Source organism: Streptomyces sp. NBC_01255 (assembly GCF_036226445.1).
In the GTDB taxonomy this organism is placed as follows: domain Bacteria; phylum Actinomycetota; class Actinomycetes; order Streptomycetales; family Streptomycetaceae; genus Streptomyces.
The window spans coordinates 6,459,410-6,483,562 of the sequence record NZ_CP108474.1; the positions used below are offsets into that span (position 1 = coordinate 6,459,410).

Below are 24,153 nucleotides of genomic sequence, written 5' to 3' on the forward strand. Positions count from 1 at the left end.
GCATTCTTGTTGCCGTGGCCGGGTCGTGTCACTCGCCTGTGGACAAGTGCGGGGGGAATGCCGGGGTTTGACCCGTTGTGCCGGGTCGACTGTTGCCGTATGGAGACGACTAGGCCGGGTCGATCTCGCGCAGAAGACCGGTCGTCACGTCGAAGACGAAGCCCCGGACGTCGTCGGAGTGCAACAGGAACGGGGAGGTCCGCACCCGCTGCATCGACTGCCGGACGTCCTGGTCCACGTCGCGGAAGGCCTCGACCGCCCACGCCGGCCGCTGGCCGACCTCGTCCTCCAGCTCGTGCCGGAAGTCCTCGGTGAGCGATTCGAGACCGCAGCCCGTGTGGTGGACCAGCATGACGCTGCGTGTGCCGAGCGCCCGCTGGCTGATCGTGAGGGACCGGATCACGTCGTCGGTGACCACACCGCCCGCGTTGCGGATGGTGTGGCAGTCGCCGAGCTCGAGACCCAGGGCGGCGTGCAGGTCGAGACGGGCGTCCATACAGGCGACGACGGCGACGCGCAGCACGGGCCGTGCGTCCATTCCGGGGTCGGTGAAGTCGGCGGCGTAGCGCTCGTTCGCCTCGACGAGGCGGTCGGTGACCGTGTCGGCGGTGCGTACGGCGTCGGCAGAGGGGTGCGCGGATGTCGACATGGTTCCGACGTTAACGGGCACAGGGTCGCCGGGCCTGCTGTGAGAGGGGACAAAGAACGCCATTGAGGCTTGTTGTGAGCTAACCCACAGGTGGGGGAAGCCGGGCCCCGAACGAGTGAGCCGTCCGGAATGTCCCACGGGTCCGCCGGCGCCGTGCGACGCGCCAGCCGGTTGATTGACCGGCGGGTCACGTGGACTAAAGTGACGCGAAGTTCACGGAGACATCGAGCGATTTCCGCGGTTTCTCCCCCGTGTGTGCGGCGGTACCTACGGATCGACTCCCTCCCGCTCGCGCTCCTCCCGCTCGCGCGGCAGCCGGTGCGGGGCGGGAGCCCGGCGGTACGTACCACCGCGCCGGATCTGAGAGGGCGCATTGAGCAACGACCGCCACGTCCCGGTGATGCTCCAGCGGTGCCTGGACATGTTGGCCCCCGCACTGGAGCGCCCCGGCGCGGTCGTCGTCGACTGCACCCTGGGCCTCGGCGGCCACAGCGAGGCCCTGCTCCGGCGCTTCCCCGAGGTGCGGCTCGTCGCCCTCGACCGGGACAAGGAGGCGCTGCGCCTCTCCGGCGAGCGCCTCGCCCCCTTCGGGGAGCGCGCCACGCTCGTCCACGCCGTGTACGACGAGCTGCCCGAGGTCCTCGACCGGCTCGGCATCCCCGCGGTCGACGGCGTCCTCTTCGACCTGGGCGTCTCCTCCATGCAGCTGGACGAGGCCGACCGCGGCTTCGCCTACGCGCAGGACGCCCCGCTCGACATGCGCATGGACCAGACGACCGGCATCAGCGCGGCCGAGGTCCTCAACACCTACCCGGCCGGCGAGCTGGTCCGCATCCTGCGGGCGTACGGCGAGGAGAAGCAGGCCAAGCGCATCGTCTCCGCGGTCGTGCGCGAGCGCGAGAAGGAGCCCTTCACCAACAGCGCCCGGCTCGTCGAGCTCATCCGCGACTCCCTGCCGCAGGCGGCCAAGCGCACCGGCGGCAACCCGGCCAAGCGGACCTTCCAGGCCCTGCGTATCGAGGTCAACCGTGAGCTCGACAGCGTCGAGAAGGCGATCCCGGCGGCCGTGAAGGCCATCGGCGTCGGCGGCCGGGTCGTCGTCCTCTCCTACCAGTCGCTGGAGGACCGCATCGTCAAGCAGGTCTTCGCGGCCGGCGCCACGACCACCGCGCCGCCCGGACTCCCGGTCGTCCCGGAGAAGTACCAGCCGCGCCTCCAGCTGCTCACCCGCGGCGCCGAACTCCCCACCGAGGAAGAGGTCGCCGAGAACCGGCGCGCCGCGCCCGCCCGGCTCCGCGGCGCGCAGCGCATCCGGGAGGACGTGCTGTGAGCACGGGGAAGGGGCCCCTCAAAGGGCGGGCCGCGCGGCTCGGACGGCTCATGCCGTCGGGGCCCAGCTCGGCCGCCCGCACCCCCTTCGTCCTGCTCGTCTTCGTGCTCCTCGGCGGCGGGCTCATCGCCCTGCTCCTGCTGAACTCGGCCCTCAACCAGGGCTCCTTCAAGCTGCGCGAGCTCAAGGACAGGACCACCGAGCTCACCGACGAGGAGCAGGCGCTCCAGCGGGACGTGGACGACTACGCGGCCCCCGACGCCCTGGAGCGGCGGGCCCGCGAGCTCGGCATGGTCCCGGGCGGCAGCCCCGCCTTCCTCGGCCCGGACGGCAAGGTGCTCGGCGAGCCCTCGACCGCGGTCGCCCCGAAGCCGAGCCCGAGCGCGAAGCCGGCCCCGCCCGTCTCCTCGAACCCACAGCCGAACACGGCCACGGCCACGTCCCCCACCGGCGGAAGCCCCACCAGTCCGGGCCCCACCGGGTCCGGCCCCGTACGGACAGCGCCCGCACCCGCCTCCCCTACTACCTCCGGCAGGTGACCGAGCAGTGCCCTCCAAGGAGCCCCCCCGCCGCCGCGTCCCCGGCCCCGCCCGGCCCGCCCGGCCCGCACGCCCCCGGCCCGCCTCCGCCGGAGCCCGCCCGTCCCGGCCCGCCGCCTCGCGCCCCGCTCCGCGCCCCGCCGCGAAGCGCCCCGCGCCCCGGCCGGCGCCCCGGCAGCCCCGTACCATCCGGCTCGGCAGCCCCCGGCCCCGGCTCCGGCTGATCTCCCTCGGCCTGACCCTCGTCATGCTGGTCTTCGTGATCCGGCTGCTCCAGGTCCAGGCCGTCGACGCCAGCGCGTACGCCGCCAAGGCCGACAAGTACCGCTTCCAGGACCACACGCTCTCCGCCGAGCGGGGCGAGATCACCGACCGCAACGGCATCGCGCTCGCCGCCAGCGTCGACGCGTACGACATCACCGCCGACCCCAAGCTCTTCACGCCCGAGGAGTCCAAGGTCGCCGACGCGCCCGAGCAGGCCGCGGCCCTCCTCGCCCCGATCCTGGGCAAGGAACCCGCCGAGCTGGCCAAGAAGCTGCGTACCCCCAAGTCCCGCTACACCCTGCTCGCGCGCAAGCAGACCCCGCAGGTCTGGAACCAGATCAAGGACCTCAGGAAGGTCTACGGGGAGAAGTCCCGCGCCAAGGGCGGCACCGGCGTCAATCTGCTCGGCGGCATCCTCAGCGAGCCCAGCACCAAGCGCGTGTACCCGAACGGCGAGCTCGCCGCCGGGATACTGGGCTATGTCAACGCCGAGGGCAAGGGAGCCGGCGGCGTGGAGTCCATGCTCGACCCGGAGCTCGCCGGCAAGGACGGCAAGGTCCGCTTCACGGAGTCCGGCGGCCGCCAGGTGCCCACCGCGGGCTCCCAGGGCACCCCCGCCGTCCCCGGCTCCGACATCGAGCTCACCATCGACCGGGACATCCAGTGGGCCGCCCAGCAGGCCATCACCGAGCAGGTGAGGAAGTCCAAGGCCGACCGCGGATACGTCGTCGTGCAGAACACGAAGACGGGCGAGGTCCTCGCCATGGCCAACGCCCCCGGCTTCGACCCCAACGACCTCTCCGCCGCCAACGCGGCCTCCATGGGCAACGCGGCCCTCCAGGACGCCTACGAGCCCGGCTCCACCAGCAAGGTCATGTCCATGGCCGCCGTCCTGGAGGAGGGCAAGGCGGCCCCCGACACCCACGTCACCGTCCCCAACCGGCTCCACCGCGGCGACCGGCTCTTCAAGGACGACGTCGACCACAAGACCTGGTACCTGACCCTCAACGGCGTCCTCGCCAAGTCCAGCAACATCGGCACGATCCTCGCCACCGGCCGGCTCGGCGACACCCAGGCCGACGCCAACCGGGTCCTCCACACCTACCTGCGCAAGTTCGGGATGGGCAGCCCCACCGGCCTGAACTTCCCGGGCGAGACCCCCGGCATCCTCGCCAAGCCCGAGGACTGGTCCACCTCGCAGCAGTACACGATCCCCTTCGGCCAGGGCCTCTCCGTCAGCGCCATGCAGGCCGCCTCCGTGTACTCGACCATCGCCAACGGAGGCGTACGGATCGAACCGACCCTCGTACGCGGCACCAAGGGGCCCGACGGGCGCTTCGCCGCGGCCCCCGCGCCCAAGGAGTCCCGGGTCGTCAGCGAGAAGACCGCCAAGACCCTCGCCCAGATGCTGGAGTCCGTCGTCGACGACCGGGAGGGCACCGGCACCAGGGCCGCGATCCCCGGCTACCGGGTCGCGGGCAAGACCGGCACCGCCAACCGCGTCGACCCCGAACTCGGCCGCTACAAGGGGTACACCGCCTCCTTCGCCGGCTTCGCCCCCGCCGACGACCCGCAGATCACCGTCTACTGCGCCATCCAGAACCCCACCAAGGGCAGCTACTTCGGCGGCCAGATCTGCGGACCCATCTACAAGAAGGTCATGGAGTTCGCCCTCAAGACCCTCCACGTCGCCCCCACAGGCAGCGAGCCCGCCCGACTGCCGGTCTTCTCCGACCGCACCCCGTGACCCTCCGGGAGCACCAGTGACAACGATCACCCCCCATTCCGGGAACCGGAAATCGAACTCCGGCGACGCCCCGGGCTCTTTTGGCCCCGCACAGGGTGCGCCCGGTACGCTCACCGCCGTGCCACACGCTGATCAGTACCGAACCACCCCGCCCCGGCCGCAGCAGGCCCGCCCGACACCCCTGGGCGACCTGGCCGCACAGCTGGGCGTCGACACCCCCGGCGCCGGCCCCGGCCACGGTCCCGTCGCCATCACGGGCATCACGCACGACTCCCGGGCCGTACGCCCCGGGGACGTGTACGCGGCCCTGCCCGGAGCCCGCCTGCACGGCGCCGACTTCGTCGCCCAGGCCGCCGGACTCGGAGCCGCCGCGGTCCTCACCGACCCGGACGGCGCCGAGCGCGCCGCCGCGACCGGCCTGCCGGTCCTCGTCGTCGAGAACCCGCGCGGCCGGATGGGCGAGCTCGCCGCCGAGATCTACGGACGGCCCGGCGCCGGCCTCCTCCAGATCGGCATCACCGGCACGTCCGGCAAGACCACCACGGCCTACCTCGTCGAGGGCGGCCTGCGCGGCGCCGGACGGTCCACCGGTCTCGTCGGCACCGTCGAGATGCGCATCGGAGACGAGCGCATCAAGTCGGAACGGACCACGCCCGAGGCCACCGACCTCCAGGCGCTCTTCGCCGTCATGCGCGAGCGGGGCGTCGAAGCGGTCGCCATGGAGGTCTCCAGCCACGCCCTCGTGCTCGGCCGGGTGGACGGCTGCGTCTTCGACGTCGCCGTCTTCAACAACCTCAGCCCGGAGCACATGGAGTTCCACTCCGACATGGAGGACTACTTCCGGGCCAAGGCCGCGCTCTTCACGCCCGAGCGCAGCCGGCTCGGCGTCGTGAACCTCGACGACGCGTACGGTCGCAGGCTCGCGAAGGAGGCGACCGTCCCGGTCGTCACCTTCTCCGCCGAGGGCCGCGCCGACGCCGACTGGCGCGCCGAGGACCTCGTCCTCGGCTCCCACGACTCGACGTTCACCGCCGTCGGCCCGCAGGGCGAGCGGATCTCCGCCACCGCCCCGCTGCCCGGCCCGTTCAACGTCGCCAACACCCTCGCCGCGATCGCCACCCTCGCCACCGCGGGCCTCGAAGCGAAGAGCGCCGCCGACGGCATCGCTGCCGTCCCCGGCGTCCCGGGCCGCCTGGAGCGGGTCGAGGCCGGCCAGCCGTACCTCGCGGTCGTCGACTACGCCCACAAAACGGACGCCGTCGAATCGGTCCTGCGCTCGCTGCGCGAGGTCACCGAGGGCAAGCTGCACGTGGTCATCGGCTGCGGCGGCGACCGGGACACCACCAAGCGCGGCCCGATGGGCGCCGCCACGGCCCGGCTCTCCGACACCGCCGTCCTGACCTCCGACAACCCACGCTCCGAGGATCCCCTCGTGATCCTCTCCGCCATGCTCGCGGGCGCCGCCGAGGTCCCGGCGGAGGAGCGCGGCGAGGTCGTCGTCCTCGCCGACCGCGCCGCCGCCATCGCCGCCGCCGTGGCCCGCGCACAGCCGGGCGACACCGTCCTGGTCGCGGGCAAGGGCCACGAGCAGGGCCAGGAGATCGCCGGGGTCGTACGCCCCTTCGACGACCGCCAGGTCCTCCGCGCGGCGATCCTCGAACAGAACGCCCGGGTCGCCCCCGTGGACGACAGCGCCGAAGACAGCCACCAGAACAGTCAGGGATGAAGCAGTGATCGCCCTCTCCCTCGCCGAGATCGCCGAAATCGTCGGCGGGCAGAAGCACGACATACCGGATCCGGCCGCCTTGGTCGACGGGTCCGTCGTCATCGACTCCCGCGAGGTGCGGCCCGGCAGCCTCTTCGTCGCGTTCGCCGGTGAGCGCGTCGACGGCCACGACTACGCGGAGCGCGCCGTCGAGGCGGGTGCGGCGGCCGTGCTCGCCGCCCGTCCCGTCGGCGTCCCCGCGATCGTCGTGGACGACGTGCAGACCGCGCTGGGGGCCCTCGCCCGCGCGGTCGTCGAGCGGCTCGGCACCGATGTCGTCGCCCTCACCGGCTCGGCCGGCAAGACCTCCACGAAGGACCTGATCGCCCAGGTCCTCGACCGGCACGCGCCCACCGTGTGGACACCAGGCTCGCTGAACAACGAGATCGGCCTGCCGCTCACGGCGCTCCGCGCGAGCGACGAGACCCGGCACCTGGTCCTGGAGATGGGCGCCCGCGGTATCGGGCACATCCGCTACCTCACCGGCCTCACCCCGCCCCGTATCGGCCTCGTCCTCAACGTGGGCACCGCCCACATCGGCGAGTTCGGCGGCCGGGAGCAGATCGCCGAGGCCAAGGGCGAGCTCGTCGAGGCGCTGCCCTCCGCCGAGGAGGGCGGAGTGGCGGTCCTCAACGCCGACGATCCGCTCGTCCGCGCGATGGCGAGCCGCACCAAGGCCCGCGTGATCCTCTTCGGCGAAGCGGACGAAGCGGCCGTACGGGCCGAGAACGTCCTCCTCACAGAGAACGGACAGCCTTCTTTCAGGCTTCACACACCCACCGGGTGCAGCGACGTGACCTTGCGCCTGTACGGTGAGCACCACGTGTCGAACGCGCTCGCAGCGGCCGCCGTCGCGCACGAGCTGGGCATGCCTGTCGAAGAGATCGCCACCGCGCTCTCCGAGGCCGGCACCCTTTCGCGCTGGCGCATGGAGGTCACCGAGCGTCCGGACGGCGTGACGATCGTCAACGACGCCTACAACGCGAACCCCGAGTCCATGCGAGCCGCCCTGCGCGCGCTCGCGTCCATGGGCCGGGCCGCACAGGCCCGAGGGGCTCGTACGTGGGCGGTGCTCGGCAAGATGGCCGAGCTCGGTGACGCATCGCTCGTCGAGCACGACGCGGTCGGACGGCTCGCCGTCCGGCTCAACGTCAGCAAGCTCGTCGCGGTCGGGGACAGGGAAGCGTCCTGGCTGCAACTGGGCGCATATAACGAGGGTTCGTGGGGTGAGGAGTCGGTGCACGTGTCCGACGCGCAGGCGGCTGTCGACCTGTTGCGCAGTGAGCTGCGCCCGGGGGACGTCGTCCTTGTGAAGGCTTCCAGGTCGGTCGGTCTCGAACGGGTCGCGCTGGCCCTCCTCGACACCGAGGGCGAGGTCGCCGGACGATGAGGCAGATCCTCTTCGCGGGGGCCATCGGCCTCTTCCTGACCCTGATCGGCACCCCGCTGCTGATCAAGCTCCTTGCCCGCAAGGGGTACGGGCAGTTCATCCGGGACGACGGCCCGCGCGGCCACGCCGGGAAGAAGGGCACGCCCACCATGGGCGGTATCTCCTTCATCCTGGCCACGCTCATCGCGTACGCCCTGGCCAAGGTCATCACCGGCGAGGACCCGACGTACTCGGGCATCCTGGTGCTGTTCCTCATGGCCGGCATGGGCCTGGTCGGCTTCCTCGACGACTACATCAAGATCGTCAAGCAGCGTTCGCTGGGCCTGCGGGCCAAGGCGAAGATGGCCGGCCAGCTGATCGTCGGCATCGCCTTCGCCGTGCTGTCGCTGCAGTTCGCGGACATGCGCGGGCTCACGCCCGCCTCCGAGAAGCTCTCCTTCATCACGGACTTCGGCTGGACCATCGGCCCGGTGCTGTTCGTGGTCTGGGCGCTCTTCATGATCCTGGCCATGTCCAACGGCGTGAACCTGACGGACGGTCTGGACGGTCTGGCCACCGGCGCCTCGGTGATGGTCTTCGGCGCGTACACCTTCATCGGGCTCTGGCAGTTCCAGGAGTCCTGTGCCAACGCGGTGACGCTGACCAACCCCAACGCCTGCTTCGAGGTGCGTGACCCGCTCGACCTCGCGGTCGTCGCCTCCGCCCTGATGGGCGCCTGCTTCGGCTTCCTGTGGTGGAACACCTCGCCCGCCAAGATCTTCATGGGTGACACCGGCTCGCTCGCCCTCGGCGGCGCGCTCGCCGGTCTCGCCATCTGCTCCCGTACGGAGCTCCTGCTGGCCCTGCTCGGCGGCCTGTTCGTCCTGATCACGATGTCCGTGGTCATCCAGGTCGGCTCGTTCAAGATGACCGGCAAGCGCGTCTTCCGGATGGCCCCCCTCCAGCACCACTTCGAACTCAAGGGGTGGTCGGAGGTCCTGGTCGTCGTCCGGTTCTGGATCATCCAGGGCATGTGCGTGATCGTGGGCCTGGGCCTCTTCTACGCGGGATGGGCATCAGCGAAGTGACAGAACAGCTCGACTGGAACGGCAAGAAGGTCACCGTCGCGGGGCTCGGGGTCTCCGGGATCCCGGCCGCCCGGGTCCTGCACGGCCTGGGCGCGGTCGTGACCGTCGTCAACGACGGCGACGACGAGCGCTCCCGGGCGCAGGCCGCCGACCTGGAGGCGGAGGACATCACCGTCCGCCTCGGCGACGGGGCGACCCTGCCGTCCGGCACCGAGCTGATCGTCACCACCCCCGGCTGGCGGCCCGACAAGCCGCTCTTCGCGGCCGCCGCCGAGGCGGGCGTGGAGGTCTGGGGCGACGTCGAGCTGGCCTGGCGCCTGCGCGGGCCCGGGGCGGCTCCCTGGCTCGCGGTCACCGGCACCAACGGCAAGACCACGACCGTGCGGATGCTCGCCTCGATCCTGGAGGCGGCCGGTCTGCGGACCGCCGCCGTCGGCAACATCGGGGTCTCGCTCCTCGACGCCGTCCTCGGCGAGGAGCCGTACGACGTGCTCGCCGTCGAACTCTCCAGCTACCAGCTCCACTGGGCGCCGTCCGTCCGCGTCCACTCGGGCGCCGTGCTCAACCTGGCGCCCGACCACCTCGACTGGCACGGCTCGATGGAGGCGTACGCCGCCGACAAGGGCCGGATCTACGAGGGCAACCAGGTCGCCTGTGTCTACAACGTCGCCGACAAGGCGACCGAGGACCTGGTCGTCGAGGCCGACGTCGAGGAGGGCTGCCGGGCCATCGGCTTCACGCTCGGCGCCCCCGGCCCGTCCGAACTGGGCGTCGTCGAGGGCATCCTCGTCGACCGGGCCTTCGTCGAGAACCGGCAGAAGAACGCCCAGGAGCTGGCCGAGGTCGACGACGTCCAGCCCCCGGCCCCGCACAACATCGCCAACGCCCTCGCCGCGGCCGCCCTCGCCCGCGCCTTCGGCGTCGACGCCAAGGCCGTACGGGACGGGCTGAAGGCCTTCCGGCCGGACCCGCACCGCATCGAACTGGTCGAGGAGATCGAGGGCGTCACGTACGTCGACGACTCCAAGGCCACCAACACCCACGCCGCGGAAGCCTCGTTGGCGGCCTACGACCCGATCGTCTGGATCGCCGGCGGCCTGGCCAAGGGCGCGACCTTCGACGAGCTCGTACAGAAGTCGGCGAAGCGCTTGCGCGGGGCCGTCCTGATCGGCGCCGACCGCGCGCTGATCCGCGAAGCCCTGGCGCGACACGCCCCGGAGGTCCCGGTGGTGGACCTCGACCGGACCGACACTGGGGCGATGTCCGAGGCGGTCCGGGAGGCGGCCCGGCTGGCCCGCCCGGGGGACACGGTGCTCCTCGCCCCGGCCTGCGCCTCGATGGACATGTTCACCAACTACAACAAGCGGGGCGAGGCCTTCGCGGACGCTGTCCGCGCCCTCGCCGCCACCGGGGACGCCTGACCTGACCAGTGGGAGGGTCCGGCCGGACCGGGCACGACTGGAGGGGGCAGCGACCATGCCGAGCAAGATCGCCGGGACACGCCGGCCTTCCGCCGTACGCGGCGGAGGGCGGGCCCCAGCGACCCCGCGGCGGACCCGAGGCGGGGGCGTACGGCGGCTCCACGAGCGGGCGCTGAAGGCCTGGGACCGGCCCCTCACCGCGTACTACGTGATCATCGGCGCGGCGCTGCTCATCACCATGCTCGGCCTGGTGATGGTCTTCTCCGCCTCGATGATCACGGCGCTCCGCTACGACCTGGTGCCCTCCTACTTCTTCCGGAAGCAGTTCTTCGCCGCGCTCCTCGGCACCGGACTGCTCCTGGCCGCCTCCCGGATGCCGGTGAAGCTGCACCGCGCGCTCGCCTACCCGATCCTCGTCGGCGCCGTCTTCCTGATGGTGCTCGTGCAGATCCCCGGGATAGGGCACTCGGTCAACGGCAACCAGAACTGGATCTCGCTCGGCGGCCCCTTCCAGCTCCAGCCCAGCGAGTTCGGCAAGCTGGCGCTGATCCTGTGGGGGGCCGACCTGCTGGCCCGCAAGCAGGACATGCGGCTGCTGTCCCAGTGGAAGCACATGCTCGTCCCGCTGGTCCCCGTGGCCTTCATGCTGCTCGGACTGATCATGCTCGGCGGCGACATGGGCACCTCGATCATCCTCGCCGCGATCCTCTTCGGTCTGCTGTGGACGGCCGGTGCACCCACCCGGCTCTTCGTCGGAGTGCTCTCCGTCGCCGGTGCGATCGGTGTGCTGCTGATCAAGACGAGTGACAACCGGATGAAGCGCTTCGACTGCATCGGCGCGACCGACCCCGGCGGCGAGGGAGCCCCCTGTCTCCAGGCAGCGCACGGAATCTATGCTCTGGCCTCGGGCGGATGGTTCGGTTCCGGGCTTGGCGCCAGTGTGGAGAAATGGGGCCAACTCCCCGAAGCGCACACCGACTTCATCTTCGCGGTCACCGGTGAGGAACTGGGTCTCGCGGGGACGCTGTCGGTAGTCGCCCTGTTCGCGGCTCTAGGCTATGCGGGTATCCGCGTGGCCGGACGCACGGAGGACCCCTTCGTGAGGTACGCCGCGGGAGGCGTGACCACCTGGATCACGGCGCAGGCCGTGATCAACATCGGTGCGGTGCTCGGCTTGCTGCCGATCGCCGGAGTCCCGCTCCCGCTGTTCTCGTACGGGGGGTCGGCCCTGCTGCCGACCATGTTCGCCGTCGGGCTCCTCATCGCCTTCGCGCGACAGGATCCCGCCGCGAAAGCGGCCCTGGCCATGCGCCGCCCCGGCTGGGGCAAGCGGGCCGGGGTGAGATGGAAGTCGATGCGACGGCGCGCCAAGAAGCGCCCGTCCGGAGAGCGGTGAATTTCGGTGCATGTCGTACTCGCCGGCGGGGGGACCGCCGGCCACATCGAGCCCGCGCTGGCCCTCGCGGATGCCCTGCGCAGGCAGGACCCCAGCGTGGGGATCACAGCGCTGGGCACGGAAAAGGGTCTGGAGACCCGGCTCGTGCCCGAGCGGGGCTACGAGTTGGCGCTCATCCCCGCCGTACCGCTGCCCCGCAAGCCCACCCCTGAGCTGATCACCGTCCCCGGGCGGCTCCGCGGCACGATCAAGGCCGCCGAGCAGATCCTGGAGCGCACGAAGGCCGACTGTGTCGTCGGCTTCGGCGGCTATGTGGCGCTGCCCGGCTATCTCGCGGCCAAGCGGCTCGGGGTGCCGATCGTGGTCCACGAGGCCAACGCCCGGCCGGGCCTGGCCAACAAGATCGGCTCGCGGTACGCGGCCGGGGTCGCCGTCGCCACCCCGGACAGCAAGCTCCGCAACGCCCGCTACATCGGCATCCCGCTGCGGTACAGCATCGCGACCCTCGACCGGGCGCGGGTGCGTCCCGAGGCGCGCGCCGCCTTCGGGCTCGACCCGAACCTGCCGACGCTGCTCGTCTCGGGCGGCTCGCAGGGCGCCCGGCGGCTCAACGAGGTCGTCCAGCAGATCGCCCCGGTGCTTCAGCGCTCGGGCATCCAGATCCTGCACGCGGTCGGCCCGAAGAACGAAATGCCGCGCGTCGACAACATGCCCGGTATGCCGCCGTACGTGCCGGTACCGTACGTGGACCGGATGGATCTCGCGTACGCCGCGGCCGACATGATGCTCTGCCGCGCGGGCGCGATGACCGTCGCCGAGCTCTCCGCCGTCGGGCTGCCGGCCGCGTACGTCCCGCTGCCCATCGGCAACGGCGAACAGCGGCTCAACGCCCAGCCGGTGGTCAAGGCCGGGGGTGGACTCCTCGTCGACGACGCGGAGCTGTCGCCGCAGTGGGTGCAGGGCAACGTTTTGCCCGTACTGGCCGATCCGCACCGGTTGTACGAGATGTCCCGCGCCGCCGCCGAGTTCGGCCGCCGGGACGCCGACGACCTGCTCGTCGGCATGGTGTACGAGGCGATCGCCGCCCGCCGACAGGCGTAGCGGCGACGAAAGGCGGAAGCGTGGCAGCCGGATCGACGACCGCCGAGAAGAGCGGCGCGAAGCAGCCGAAGGGGTCGTCGGAGCGGCCGTCCCGCACGGGCACCCGGAATCATCGATTCCGGGTGCCCGCCCCCCGCGTGCTCCTCGTCGTGCTCGGCGTCGTCGCGCTCACGGCCGGCGTGATCTGGGCGCTCTACGGATCGACCTGGTTCCGTGTGGAACGTGTGAAGACTTCCGGCACCGCGGTTCTGACCCCCCGTGAGGTCGAGGCGGTCGCCGCCGTTCCGACGGGCGCCCCGCTCGTCTCCGTCGACACCGAGGCGATCGAGGCACGGCTCCGGCAGGAACTCCCGCGCATCGCGTCGGTCGACGTCGTACGGTCCTGGCCGCACGGAATCGGTCTGAAAGTGACGGAACGGAAGCCCGTTCTCCTGCTGGAAAAGGGCACGAAGTTCATCGAAGTGGACGCGACCGGCGTCCGGTTCGCCACCGTCGACACCGCCCCCCGGAGCATTCCCCGGCTCGTCCTCGACACCGCCTCCTCGCCCAGCCTGCGCCGATTCGACGCGGACCGGCTGTTGGGCGAGGCGGTCCGCGTCCGGGGTGAACTCCCGGAGGAAATCGCCCGGAACACTCGTGTCGTCCGCATCACCTCGTACGACTCCGTCACTCTGGAACTGACCAAGGGGCGCACCGTCTTCTGGGGGAGCGCCGAGCACGGCCCGGTGAAAGCCAGGGTGCTCACCGCTCTCATGAAGGCGTCGCCCAAAGCGGGGCACTTCGATGTAAGTGCCCCCACGGCACCCGCGTCGTCCGGGAGTTGACGGACATCGCCGCTGGCCAGCACCCTGGTTGGCCAGCGCTCCGGGTGATCACATAGGGTGAAAAGAAAAACGGGAGGTTCGGCGTGTTCGTTGAACGTGCGCCGCTTGTCGACTTAGTGTCCTGTTCGGAAGAGTCCAGCGAACAGGGACACTGGTAACCCTAAACTTCAACGTTAGGGTTTGGGTCGGCGTTCCGGACCGCCCCAATCGGCATCCGTCGTCGCAGCGCGACCAACCACCGCGTAGCAGGCGACACGTAACTCGAGGCGAGAGGCCTTCGACGTGGCAGCACCGCAGAACTACCTCGCAGTCATCAAGGTCATCGGTGTCGGCGGCGGTGGTGTCAATGCCATCAACCGAATGATCGAGGTCGGCCTCAAGGGCGTCGAGTTCATCGCGATCAACACCGACGCGCAAGCGCTGTTGATGAGCGACGCCGACGTCAAGCTCGACGTCGGTCGTGAACTCACCCGCGGCCTGGGCGCCGGGGCGAACCCGGCCGTCGGTCGCAAGGCGGCAGAGGACCACCGTGAGGAGATCGAGGAGGTCCTCAAGGGGGCCGACATGGTCTTCGTCACCGCCGGCGAAGGCGGCGGCACCGGCACCGGCGGCGCACCCGTCGTCGCCAACATCGCGCGCTCGCTCGGCGCCCTGACGATCGGTGTGGTCACCCGACCCTTCACCTTCGAGGGCCGGCGTCGCGCCAACCAGGCGGAGGACGGCATCGCCGAGCTCCGCGAAGAGGTCGACACCCTCATCGTCATCCCGAACGACCGACTGCTCTCGATCTCGGACCGCCAGGTCTCCGTGCTCGACGCGTTCAAGTCGGCCGACCAGGTGCTGCTGAGCGGCGTCCAGGGCATCACCGATCTCATCACCACCCCGGGTCTGATCAACCTCGACTTCGCCGACGTCAAGTCGGTCATGTCCGAGGCCGGATCCGCCCTCATGGGCATCGGCTCCGCCCGTGGCGACGACCGCGCGGTGGCCGCCGCGGAGATGGCGATCTCCTCGCCGCTCCTGGAGGCCTCCATCGACGGCGCCCGTGGCGTGCTGCTCTCCATCTCCGGCGGCAGCGACCTCGGTCTCTTCGAGATCAACGAGGCCGCGCAGCTGGTCAGCGAGGCCGCCCACCCCGAGGCCAACATCATCTTCGGCGCCGTCATCGACGACGCCCTCGGTGACGAGGTCCGGGTCACGGTCATCGCGGCCGGCTTCGACGGCGGCCAGCCGCCGGCCCGCCGGGACAACATCATCGGTTCGGTCGCGGCCAAGCGCGAGGAGCCGGCTCCGGCGCCCCGCATCAGCGAGCCCTCCCGCCCCATGGGCGGACTCGGCACGGTGGCCCCCCGCGAAGAGCCGGTCTCCGTCCCGGTCGAGCCGGCCCCGGCCGTCAACGAGACCCCGCTGACGCCGGCCCCGCCGGTCGTCCCGCCGGCCCGTCCGTACGCGGACTCCCAGGCCGAAGAGCTGGACGTCCCGGACTTCCTGAAGTGATAGGGAAGTACTTCGACGCGAACGGCGCGCACTTCGCCTTCACCGACAGGTGGGGCGGGGTGAGCGCCGTTCCGTACGAGGAGCTCAACCTCGGCGGCGCGGTCGGGGACGACCCCGAGGCCGTACGGACCAACAGGGCGCTGGCCGCCGGCGCCCTCGGGCTCGACCCGGCACGGGTCGTCTGGATGAACCAGGTGCACGGCGCCGATGTCGCCGAGGTCGCGGGCCCGTGGACCGACGAGGCCGTCCCGGCGGTCGACGGCCTGGTGACCGCGGCCCGCGGACTGGCCCTCGCCGTCCTCACCGCGGACTGTGTCCCGGTCCTGCTCGCCGATCCCGTCGCCGGGATCGTGTCCGCCGCCCACGCCGGGCGGCCCGGAATGATCGCCGGGGTCGTCCCCGCCGCCGTCGAGGCCATGATCGGCCTCGGCGCCGACCCCGCCCGGATCGTCGCCCGCACCGGCCCCGCCGTCTGCGGGCGGTGCTACGAGGTGCCGGAGGAGATGCGCGCCGAGGTCGCGAAGACCGAGCCCGCCGCCTGGGCCGAGACGAGCTGGGGCACTCCGGCCGTCGACGTCGTCGCCGGGGTGCACGCCCAGCTCGAACGGCTCGGTGTCACGGACCGGCAGGCCAGTGAGGTCTGCACCCGGGAATCCGGTGACCACTACTCGTACCGCCGCGACCGCACCACCGGGCGACTCGCGGGATATGTCTGGTTGACCCAGGAAGAGACATGACGGACCGGAAGTCGCAACTCGCCGAGAATCTGGCCCGGGTGGAGGAGCGCATCGCAGCCGCCTGCGCCGCCGCCGGGCGCGCGCGGGAGGAGGTGACCCTCATCGTGGTCACCAAGACCTACCCCGCGAGCGATGTGCGCATGCTGCACGAACTGGGCGTGCGGCACGTCGCCGAGAACCGGGACCAGGACGCCGCCCCCAAGGCCGCCGCGTGCGCCGACCTTGATCTGACCTGGCACTTCGTGGGCCAGTTGCAGACCAACAAGGTCCGTTCCGTGGTGGGTTATGCCGGTGTGGTGCAGTCTGTCGACCGATTGAAGCTCGTTTCCTCTCTCTCTGCGGCCGCGGAGAAGGAAGGACGGGAGCTCGGCTGCCTGCTCCAGGTCGCGCTCGACGCCGAGTCCGGGGAGCGCGGCGCCCGCGGTGGCGTCTCGCCGGAGGGTGTCGAGGAGTTGGCCGCCGCTGTGGACGCCGCCCCCGGACTGCGGCTCGACGGCCTGATGACCGTCGCACCGCTCTCCGGTCCGTACGCGGGCAGACAGCGCGCCGCCTTCGACCGGTTGATGGATTTGTCGACTGCCCTGCGCGCGACCCGTCCGGCTGCGAACATGGTGTCAGCAGGGATGAGTGCGGACCTCGAGGAGGCCGTCGCTGCCGGGGCGACACACGTACGCGTCGGTACGGCGGTACTCGGTGTCCGCCCGAAGCTCGGGTAACGTCGCGAAGCAAGTCGGACCACAGCAGAAAATATGGTCATTCCGCAGAACGGCGGGGTGGCTCGTGGATCGCTGGCACTTGGTGACGAGGCCGATCCACCACAGAGCGGAGGACTCAGAGAATGGCCGGCGCGATGCGCAAGATGGCGGTCTACCTCGGCCTCGTGGAGGACGATGGGTACGACGGCCGGGGCTTCGACCCCGACGACGACTTCGAACCCGAGCTGGAGCCGGAGCCCGAGCGCGAGCGGCGCCACACCCCTCCGCGGCAGATGGAGCGCGAGGAGCCGGTGCGTGTGGTGCAGCCCCCGGCGCCCCGGGAACCGATTGCTCATTCTGTCCCGGTACTCGCCGAAAGCGGACGTCCGGCCCGAATTGCCCCCGTGGCATCCATCACACCCGAACGCCCGAGCCTGGAGAAGAACGCACCGGTGATCATGCCCAAGGTCGTGTCCGAGCGGGAGCCCTACCGCATCACCACGCTGCACCCCCGGACCTACAACGAGGCCCGTACCATCGGGGAACACTTCCGTGAGGGCACCCCGGTGATCATGAATCTCACGGAGATGGACGACACGGATGCGAAGCGACTTGTCGACTTTGCCGCCGGACTCGTCTTCGGGCTCCATGGCAGCATTGAGCGCGTGACGCAGAAGGTGTTCCTGTTGTCGCCTGCTAACGTCGATGTCACGGCGGAGGACAAGGCCCGGATCGCAGAGGGCGGATTCTTCAACCAGAGCTGAGAACAACGGAACCGGACGGACCGGTCGCGACGCGGCCGGAACAAGTGAGAGCACGTAAGTCAGGGGAGAGGGAAACGCGGGATGGGCGTCGCACTACAGGTGGTCTACATCGTGCTGATGTGCTTCCTCGTCCTCCTGATCGTCCGGCTGGTCATGGACTACGTCTTCCAGTTCGCGCGTTCATGGCAACCCGGTAAGGCGATGGTGGTCGTTCTGGAGGCCACTTACACTGTCACCGATCCACCGCTCAAGCTTCTGCGGCGACTCATCCCGCCGCTGCGTCTCGGGGGCGTGGCACTCGACCTGTCCTTCTTCGTTCTGATGATCATCGTTTACATCCTGATCTCCGTCGTGAGCAGCTTCGCGAGGTGATGATGGAGAGAACTGTGGACGATACGGTCTTGCCGACTGCCGACGACTACGTAGAGGTGAAGAAGAGATGCCGCTGACCCCCGAGGACGTGCGGAACAAGCAGTTCACGACCGTCCGCCTTCGAGAAGGCTATGACGAGGACGAGGTCGATGCCTTCCTCGACGAGGTCGAGGCCGAGCTGACCCGCCTGCTCCGCGAGAACGAGGACCTGCGCGCCAAGCTGGCCGCCGCGACGCGTGCCGCCGCGCAGAACCAGCAGCAGCAGGGCATGCGCAAGCCCCCGGAGCCGCAGGATCGTCCCGTCGGTCCCGGCGCGCCCGTGCCCGCGGCCATATCCGGACCGCCGGTCCAGCAGCAGCAGCCGCAGCAGATGGGCCCGCCGCAGCTGCCTTCCGGTGCCCCCGCGCTTCCCGCCGGCCCCATGCAGGGCGGCCCGATGCAGGGCGGCCCCATGCAGGGTGGGCCCATGGGCCCCGGCCCGATGCAGGGTGGCCCCATGCAGGGCGGACCGATGGGTCCCGGCCCGATGCAGGGCGGCCCCATGGGTCACCCGCAGCAGCAGATGCAGCAGCAGCAGCCCGTGCAGGCGCAGGCCCCGGGCGGCGACAGCGCCGCGCGCGTCCTCTCGCTGGCCCAGCAGACCGCCGACCAGGCGATCGCCGAGGCCCGCTCCGAGGCGAACAAGATCGTCGGCGAGGCGCGCTCGCGCGCCGAGGGCCTGGAGCGGGACGCCCGCGCCAAGGCGGACGCTCTTGAGCGGGACGCCCAGGAGAAGCACCGCGTCGCGATGGGCTCCCTGGAGTCCGCCCGCGCCACGCTGGAGCGCAAGGTCGAGGACCTGCGCGGCTTCGAGCGCGAGTACCGCACGCGCCTGAAGTCGTACCTGGAGTCGCAGCTGCGTCAGCTGGAGACCCAGGCCGACGACTCGCTGGCTCCGCCGCGGACTCCGGCGACGGCCTCGCTGCCGCCGGCGCCCTCGATGGCCTCGGCCGGCGCGAGCGCCCCGTCCTACGGTGGCAACGGCGCGATGGGCGGTGCGCCGTCCATGGGTGGCGCCCCCTCCTACGGTGGCCAGCAGCAGATGTCCCCGGCGATGACGCAGCCGATGGCTCCGGTCCGGCCGCAGGCTCCCCAGCCGATGCAGCAGGCGCCGGCGCCGATGCGGGGCTTCCTGATCGACGAGGACGACAACTGACGGCGGGCGGTCGCGCGATGAGCGCGTAGCCGTCGGCAGGCTGCAAGGGCCGGGCCCCGGGTAACACCGGGACCCGGCCCTTCGCCGTACCCGGGGTCGGGGCGGGATGGGCCGGGGGCGCCTGCGGCGGGCCTCCCCCCACCCCGCCCCTTCCCGGAACAGGGGCTCCGCCCCGGACCCCGGGAGACCTCCGGGGGAACGAGAAAGGCCCGGCGCCCCCGTAGGGGTGCCGGGCCCTTCTCGGTGGCGGTTACGCCTTGCGGAGGCGGAACGTCAGGGCGAGGGAGTCGTCCGTGAACGGGGTGCCGTAGGTGGCGTCCGCTTCGCCTTCGGCGTGGTCCGTCGCGAGGACCTCGTCCGAGATGAGGGCGGCGTGGGCCGTCAGGGCCTCCGTCGTCTCCGGGGAGGTGGACGTCCAGCGCAGGGCGATCCGGTCCGCGACGTCCAGGCCGCTGTTCTTGCGGGCCTCCTGGATCAGGCGGATCGCGTCACGGGCGAGGCCGGCCTTCCGGAGCTCCGGGGTGATCTCCAGGTCCAGTGCGACCGTCGCGCCCGAGTCCGAGGCGACCGACCAGCCCTCCCGCGGGGTCTCCGTGATGATGACCTCTTCGGGGGTGACCGTGATCTCCTCGCCGTTCACCGTGAGCGTCGCCTCACCCGAGCGGAGGGCCAGCGAGAGGGCCGCCGCGTCGGCCGCGGCCACCGCCTTCGCCACGTCCTGGACGCCCTTGCCGAAGCGCTTGCCCAGGGCCCGGAAGTTGGCCTTGGCCGTCGTGTCGACGAGCGAGCCGCCGACCTCCGAGAGGGACGCCAGGGAGGAGACGTTCAGCTCCTCCGTGATCTGGGCCTGGAGGGCGGGCGAGAGGGCGGCGAAGCCCGTCGCCGCCACCAGCGCGCGCGAGAGCGGCTGGCGGGTCTTCACGCCCGACTCCGCGCGCGTCGCCCGGCCCAGCTCCACCAGACGGCGGACCAGGAGCATCTGCTCGGAGAGGGTCTTGTCGATCAGGTCGGTGTCCGCCGCCGGCCACGTGGCCAGGTGGACCGACTCCGGGGCGTCCGGCGTGACCGGGACCACCAGGTCCTGCCAGACCCGCTCCGTGATGAACGGCGTCAGCGGGGCCATCAGGCGCGTGACCGTCTCGATCACGTCGTGCAGGGTGCGGAGCGCGGACGCGTCGCCCTGCCAGAAGCGGCGGCGGGAGCGGCGCACGTACCAGTTCGACAGGTCGTCGACGAAGGACGAGATCAGCTTGCCGGTGCGCTGGGTGTCGTACGACTCCATCGCCTCGGTGACCTCGGCCACGAGCGCGTTCAGCTCGGAGAGGAGCCAGCGGTCGAGGACCGAGCGGTCGGCCGGGGCCGGGTCCGCGGCGCTCGGCGCCCAGCCGGACGTACGGGCGTACAGCGCCTGGAAGGCGACCGTGTTCCAGTACGTCAGGAGGGTCTTGCGGACGACCTCCTGGATCGTGCCGTGGCCGACGCGGCGGGCCGCCCACGGCGAGCCGCCGGCCGCCATGAACCAGCGGACCGCGTCGGCGCCGTGCTGGTCCATCAGCGGGATCGGCTGGAGGATGTTGCCCAGGTGCTTGGACATCTTCCGGCCGTCCTCGGCGAGGATGTGGCCCAGGCAGACCACGTTCTCGTAGGACGACTTGTCGAAGACCAGCGTGCCGACGGCCATGAGCGTGTAGAACCAGCCACGCGTCTGGTCGATCGCCTCGGAGATGAACTGCGCCGGGTAGCGGGACTCGAACAGTTCCTTGTTCTCGTACGGGTAGCCGTACTGCGCGAACGGCATCGAGCCCGAGTCGTACCAGGCGTCGATGACCTCCGGCACACGGGTCGCCGTCTTCCCGCAGCCCTCGGTCGGGCAGGAGAACGTGACCGCGTCGATGTACGGGCGGTGCGGGTCGAGCTCCGACTGGTCGGTGCCCGTCAGCTCGGTGAGCTCGGCGCGGGAGCCGACGCAGGTGAGGTGGTCGTCCTCGCAGCGCCAGATCGGCAGCGGGGTGCCCCAGTAGCGGTTCCGGGAGAGCGCCCAGTCGACGTTGTTGGTCAGCCAGTCGCCGAAGCGGCCGTGCTTGACCGAGTCCGGGAACCAGTTCGTCCGCTCGTTCTCCGCCAGCATGCGGTCCTTGACCGCCGTCGTACGGATGTACCAGGACGGCTGCGCGTAGTACAGCAGCGCCGTGTGGCAGCGCCAGCAGTGCGGGTAGCTGTGCTCGTACGGGATGTGGCGGAAGAGCAGGCCGCGCGCGTCCAGGTCGGCGGTGAGCGCCTCGTCGGCCTTCTTGAAGAAGACGCCGCCGACCAGCGGCACGTCCTCCTCGAAGGTGCCGTCGGGGCGGACCGGGTTCACGACCGGCAGGCCGTACGCCTTGCAGACCTTGAGGTCGTCCTCACCGAAGGCGGGGGACTGGTGGACCAGACCCGTACCGTCCTCGGTCGTCACGTACTCGGCGTTCACGACGTAGTGGGCCTCGGCCGGGAACTCCACCAGCTCGAACGGGCGCTGGTACGTCCAGCGCTCCATCTCGGCGCCCGTGAAGGACTCGCCGGTGGTCACCCAGCCCTCGCCGAGCGCCTTCTCGACCAGCGGCTGCGCGACGACGACCCGCTCGTCGCCGTCGGTCGCGACCACGTAGGTGACCTCGGGGTGCGCGGCGACCGCGGTGTTCGACACCAGGGTCCAGGGGGTCGTCGTCCAGACGAGGAGCGCCGCCTTGCCGGCCAGCGGGCCGGAGGTCAGCGGGAAGCGGACGTAGACGGACGGGTCGACGACCGTCTCGTAGCCCTGCGCCAGCTCGTGGTCGGAGAGACCGGTGCCGCAGCGCGGGCACCAGGGGGCGACCCGGTGGTCCTGGACCAGCAGGTCCTTGTCGAAGATCTGCTTCAGCGACCACCAGACCGACTCGATGTACGAGGGGTCCATGGTCCGGTACGCGTCGTCCAGGTCGACCCAGTAGCCCATGCGGGTCGTCAGCTCGGCGAAGGCGTCCGTGTGGCGGGTCACCGACTCGCGGCACTTGGCGTTGAACTCGGCGATGCCGTACGCCTCGATGTCCTTCTTGCCGGCGAAGCCCAGCTCCTTCTCGACGGCGAGCTCGACCGGCAGGCCGTGGCAGTCCCAGCCGGCCTTGCGGGCCACGTGGTAGCCGCGCATGGTCCGGAAGCGGGGGAACACGTCCTTGAAGACGCGGGCTTCGATGTGGTGCGCGCCGGGCATGCCGTTCGCGGTCGGCGGGCCCTCGTAGAACACCCACTCGGGGCGTCCCTCGGACTGCTCAAGGGTCTTCGCGAAGACCTTGCTGTCGCGCCAGAAGTCGAGCACGTCGTGCTCCAGCGCGGGCAGGTCGACCTGGGCGGGCACCTGGCGGTACTGCGGCGGTGTCATCGAGATTCCTCCGGCGGACTGTCGTCATTCCGTCGGAGGGACGAGAGCACTGCTCCCGCGGTACCACCCTCCTTGGCTCCGGGCAGGCACACGTGCCCTGAGCCCCCTCATTGGGGTCGCGACGCCGGGTCTAGTCACCGCGCTCTCGTGCGGCTTTCTTCCGACGGCTCCGGGGTGATGCTTCACATCGGGCTCGCCCCCGGGCTCTCACCGTCCCCGGGTCGCTCATGGCTGCGTACGACGCTACTCGTCCCCATCCAAGCCTTTCGCTGTGGCCAGTGTACGGGCCGCGACGGTGGGAGGCCGACCCGATTTCCCGAGCCCCCGACGGCCACCCGAATGGCCATACGAAGCGGGGCGGAGTTCGGTTACGGCCATGTGGGGGAGGCGCGGGGCGGATAACCCGGCGGGGAGCTGGGCACAACGGAGGCAGGCCCGCCCCGTGGGGAGCGGGGGCGGGTGGGAACGGCGGCGTGCCCCGTTGCCGCGGGCCTTGGGCCGATTTATCGTCCCAGCACGATTCGCGAGCAAGATCACAAAATGTGAAGGGGCCGCGACATGGTGGCGAAGAAGACCGCCGCGAAGAAGTCCTCGACCGCTGTTTCCACCGGTGCGGCGGCCCTGGACGGCAAGGACGTGGCCGGGAAGAAGTCGACGGCCGCCAAGAAGGCGGTCGGCAAGAAGGCCACGGCGAAGAAGGCGGACGCGGCGGCCCCTGCCCGTAAGACGGCGGCCTCGGCCGCGGAGGCAACCGACGAGACCCCCGCAGCGCACGCCCCGGCCAAGAAGGCCGCGGCGAAGAAGACGGTCGCCAGGAAGGCGACCGCCGTGAAGAAGCAGACAGGAGCCAGGACGGTGGCAGCGAAGAAGACCGCGGGTGGCGTGACGACCGTAGAGGACGAGGCCGCGGTGCCCCCGGCCCGTACCGGCGAGCTCGCCGTGCGCCCCGGCGAGGACCCCTGGACGCCGGAGGAGGTCGACGAGGCCCGCAGCGCGCTCCAGGCGGAGGTCCTGCGGCTGCGCAGCGAGCTCGTCCACTCGAAGGAGGAGCTCACCGGCCTCATGCGGGACTCGGGCGACGGTGCGGGCGACGACCAGGCCGACACCGGCACCAAGAACATCACCCGCGAGCACGAGCTCGCGCTCGCCGCCAACGCCCGGGAGATGCTGGAGCAGTCCGAACACGCTCTGGAGCGGCTCGACGCGGGCACGTACGGCCTCTGCGAGGTGTGCGGGAAGCCGATCGGCAAGGCGCGGATGCAGGCCTTCCCGCGGGCCACGCTCTGCGTCGAGGACAAGCAGCGGCAGGAGCGGCGCGGCTGACGGTCTCGTACGCCTGTGCCGTACCCTCGGGGCACGGTCAGGCATCGAGGTCGAGGGACTCACTCACGTGGCAGAGGCGGAGCGCATCATCGGTACGCCGGATTCAGCAGGGGCCGACGAGTCGGCCGCCTCCGACGACGGCACGGCCGCTCCCGAGGAGCGGCCCAAGGGCAGGCGCAGGATCGTCGCGCTGCTCGTGGTGGCCGTCGTGGCCTACCTGCTCGACCTGGGCAGCAAGATGCTGGTGGTCGCCAAGCTGGAGGGCCGCGAGGCGATCCCGATCATCGGCGATCTGCTGCGCCTCGACGCCATCCGGAACCCGGGCGCCGCCTTCGGCATGGGCGAGGCGTTCACGATCGTCTTCACCTGCATCGCGGCCGTCGTGATCATCGTGATCGTCCGGCTGGCGCGGAAGCTCTACAGCCTGCCCTGGGCCATCGCCCTCGGTCTGCTGCTCGGCGGCGCGCTCGGCAACCTCACGGACCGGATCTTCCGCTCGCCCGGTGTCTTCGAGGGCGCGGTCGTGGACTTCATCGCCCCCGCGCACTTCGCCGTCTTCAACCTCGCCGACTCGGCGATCGTCTGCGGCGGCATCCTCATCGTGTTCCTGTCGTTCCGGGGCATCGACCCCGACGGCACCGTCCACAAGGACTGAGGCGACCACGGCGACGGACGGCCGGGGC

Annotated in this window: 20 protein-coding genes; 18 read left to right on the forward strand and 2 right to left on the reverse strand. The window is 71.0% G+C overall.

The window, feature by feature from the left end; translation table 11 throughout:
- Positions 1-109 precede the first annotated feature (109 nt).
- Entirely contained in the window at positions 110-649 is a 540-nt protein-coding gene (locus OG357_RS29245; RefSeq protein ID WP_317594314.1) for a beta-class carbonic anhydrase, read from the reverse strand.
- Positions 650-1,022: 373 nt separating this feature from the next.
- On the opposite strand from OG357_RS29245, the gene rsmH reads away from it, so the two are divergent.
- The 16 genes from rsmH (at position 1,023) to OG357_RS29325 (ending at position 18,753) form a co-directional block, all read left to right on the forward strand.
- The gene (rsmH, locus tag OG357_RS29250) at positions 1,023-1,979 is read left to right on the forward strand and encodes a 16S rRNA (cytosine(1402)-N(4))-methyltransferase RsmH (protein ID WP_329623992.1); all 957 of its coding nucleotides are present in this window, start codon (positions 1,023-1,025) and stop codon (positions 1,977-1,979) included.
- Entirely contained in the window at positions 1,976-2,518 is a 543-nt protein-coding gene (locus OG357_RS29255; RefSeq protein ID WP_443066751.1) for an FtsB family cell division protein, read from the forward strand. Before rsmH ends, OG357_RS29255 begins: the two co-directional genes overlap by 4 nt.
- 7 nt (positions 2,519-2,525) lie before the next feature.
- Positions 2,526-4,529 carry a peptidoglycan D,D-transpeptidase FtsI family protein gene (locus tag OG357_RS29260; protein WP_329623993.1) on the forward strand — a complete coding sequence of 668 codons (2,004 nt, stop codon included), beginning with the start codon at positions 2,526-2,528 and terminating at the stop codon, positions 4,527-4,529.
- A 16-nt stretch (positions 4,530-4,545) separates the two neighbouring features.
- Positions 4,546-6,255, forward strand: coding sequence for a UDP-N-acetylmuramoyl-L-alanyl-D-glutamate--2,6-diaminopimelate ligase (locus OG357_RS29265; protein ID WP_443066752.1), 1,710 nt, complete (start codon positions 4,546-4,548; stop codon positions 6,253-6,255).
- Between the two features lie 4 nt (positions 6,256-6,259).
- Positions 6,260-7,684, forward strand: a complete 1,425-nt coding sequence (locus tag OG357_RS29270; RefSeq protein ID WP_329623995.1) for a UDP-N-acetylmuramoyl-tripeptide--D-alanyl-D-alanine ligase — start codon at positions 6,260-6,262, stop codon at positions 7,682-7,684.
- On the forward strand, positions 7,681-8,751 hold the full coding sequence (mraY, locus tag OG357_RS29275) for a phospho-N-acetylmuramoyl-pentapeptide-transferase (protein WP_329623996.1): 1,071 nt from the start codon (positions 7,681-7,683) through the stop codon (positions 8,749-8,751). The genes OG357_RS29270 and mraY overlap by 4 nt, the downstream gene beginning before the upstream one ends.
- On the forward strand, positions 8,733-10,172 hold the full coding sequence (gene murD, locus OG357_RS29280) for a UDP-N-acetylmuramoyl-L-alanine--D-glutamate ligase (protein WP_329623997.1): 1,440 nt from the start codon (positions 8,733-8,735) through the stop codon (positions 10,170-10,172). Before mraY ends, murD begins: the two co-directional genes overlap by 19 nt.
- Positions 10,173-10,227: 55 nt before the next feature.
- On the forward strand, positions 10,228-11,568 hold the full coding sequence (ftsW, locus tag OG357_RS29285) for a putative lipid II flippase FtsW (protein WP_329623998.1): 1,341 nt from the start codon (positions 10,228-10,230) through the stop codon (positions 11,566-11,568).
- Between the two features lie 6 nt (positions 11,569-11,574).
- Positions 11,575-12,669 carry an undecaprenyldiphospho-muramoylpentapeptide beta-N-acetylglucosaminyltransferase gene (murG, locus tag OG357_RS29290; protein WP_329623999.1) on the forward strand — a complete coding sequence of 365 codons (1,095 nt, stop codon included), beginning with the start codon at positions 11,575-11,577 and terminating at the stop codon, positions 12,667-12,669.
- 20 nt (positions 12,670-12,689) lie between these two features.
- Positions 12,690-13,493: a cell division protein FtsQ/DivIB gene (locus tag OG357_RS29295; protein WP_329624000.1), complete on the forward strand. Its 804-nt coding sequence runs from the start codon at positions 12,690-12,692 to the stop codon at positions 13,491-13,493.
- Positions 13,494-13,775: 282 nt separating this feature from the next.
- Positions 13,776-14,990: a cell division protein FtsZ gene (gene ftsZ / locus OG357_RS29300; RefSeq protein ID WP_329624001.1), complete on the forward strand. Its 1,215-nt coding sequence runs from the start codon at positions 13,776-13,778 to the stop codon at positions 14,988-14,990.
- The gene (pgeF, locus tag OG357_RS29305) at positions 14,987-15,727 is read left to right on the forward strand and encodes a peptidoglycan editing factor PgeF (RefSeq protein WP_329624002.1); all 741 of its coding nucleotides are present in this window, start codon (positions 14,987-14,989) and stop codon (positions 15,725-15,727) included. The genes ftsZ and pgeF overlap by 4 nt, the downstream gene beginning before the upstream one ends.
- Positions 15,724-16,443 carry a YggS family pyridoxal phosphate-dependent enzyme gene (locus OG357_RS29310; protein ID WP_317594303.1) on the forward strand — a complete coding sequence of 240 codons (720 nt, stop codon included), beginning with the start codon at positions 15,724-15,726 and terminating at the stop codon, positions 16,441-16,443. The genes pgeF and OG357_RS29310 overlap by 4 nt, the downstream gene beginning before the upstream one ends.
- Positions 16,444-16,565: 122 nt before the next feature.
- Positions 16,566-17,186: a cell division protein SepF gene (locus OG357_RS29315; RefSeq protein WP_317594302.1), complete on the forward strand. Its 621-nt coding sequence runs from the start codon at positions 16,566-16,568 to the stop codon at positions 17,184-17,186.
- A gap of 81 nt (positions 17,187-17,267) precedes the next feature.
- Entirely contained in the window at positions 17,268-17,558 is a 291-nt protein-coding gene (locus OG357_RS29320) for a YggT family protein (RefSeq protein ID WP_190102598.1), read from the forward strand.
- Between the two features lie 67 nt (positions 17,559-17,625).
- A complete protein-coding gene (locus tag OG357_RS29325) occupies positions 17,626-18,753 on the forward strand; it encodes a DivIVA domain-containing protein (protein ID WP_329624003.1) in 1,128 nt (375 codons plus the stop codon).
- A gap of 250 nt (positions 18,754-19,003) precedes the next feature.
- On the opposite strand, the gene ileS is transcribed toward OG357_RS29325, so the two are convergent.
- A complete protein-coding gene (gene ileS, locus OG357_RS29330; protein ID WP_329624004.1) occupies positions 19,004-22,147 on the reverse strand; it encodes an isoleucine--tRNA ligase in 3,144 nt (1,047 codons plus the stop codon).
- Positions 22,148-22,705: 558 nt separating this feature from the next.
- Here ileS and OG357_RS29335 point away from each other — a divergent pair.
- Together OG357_RS29335 and lspA are read left to right on the forward strand one after the other, a co-directional pair.
- A complete protein-coding gene (locus OG357_RS29335; RefSeq protein WP_329624005.1) occupies positions 22,706-23,470 on the forward strand; it encodes a TraR/DksA family transcriptional regulator in 765 nt (254 codons plus the stop codon).
- A 67-nt stretch (positions 23,471-23,537) separates the two neighbouring features.
- The gene (lspA, locus tag OG357_RS29340; protein ID WP_329624006.1) at positions 23,538-24,125 is read left to right on the forward strand and encodes a signal peptidase II; all 588 of its coding nucleotides are present in this window, start codon (positions 23,538-23,540) and stop codon (positions 24,123-24,125) included.
- Positions 24,126-24,153: the final 28 nt, after the last annotated feature.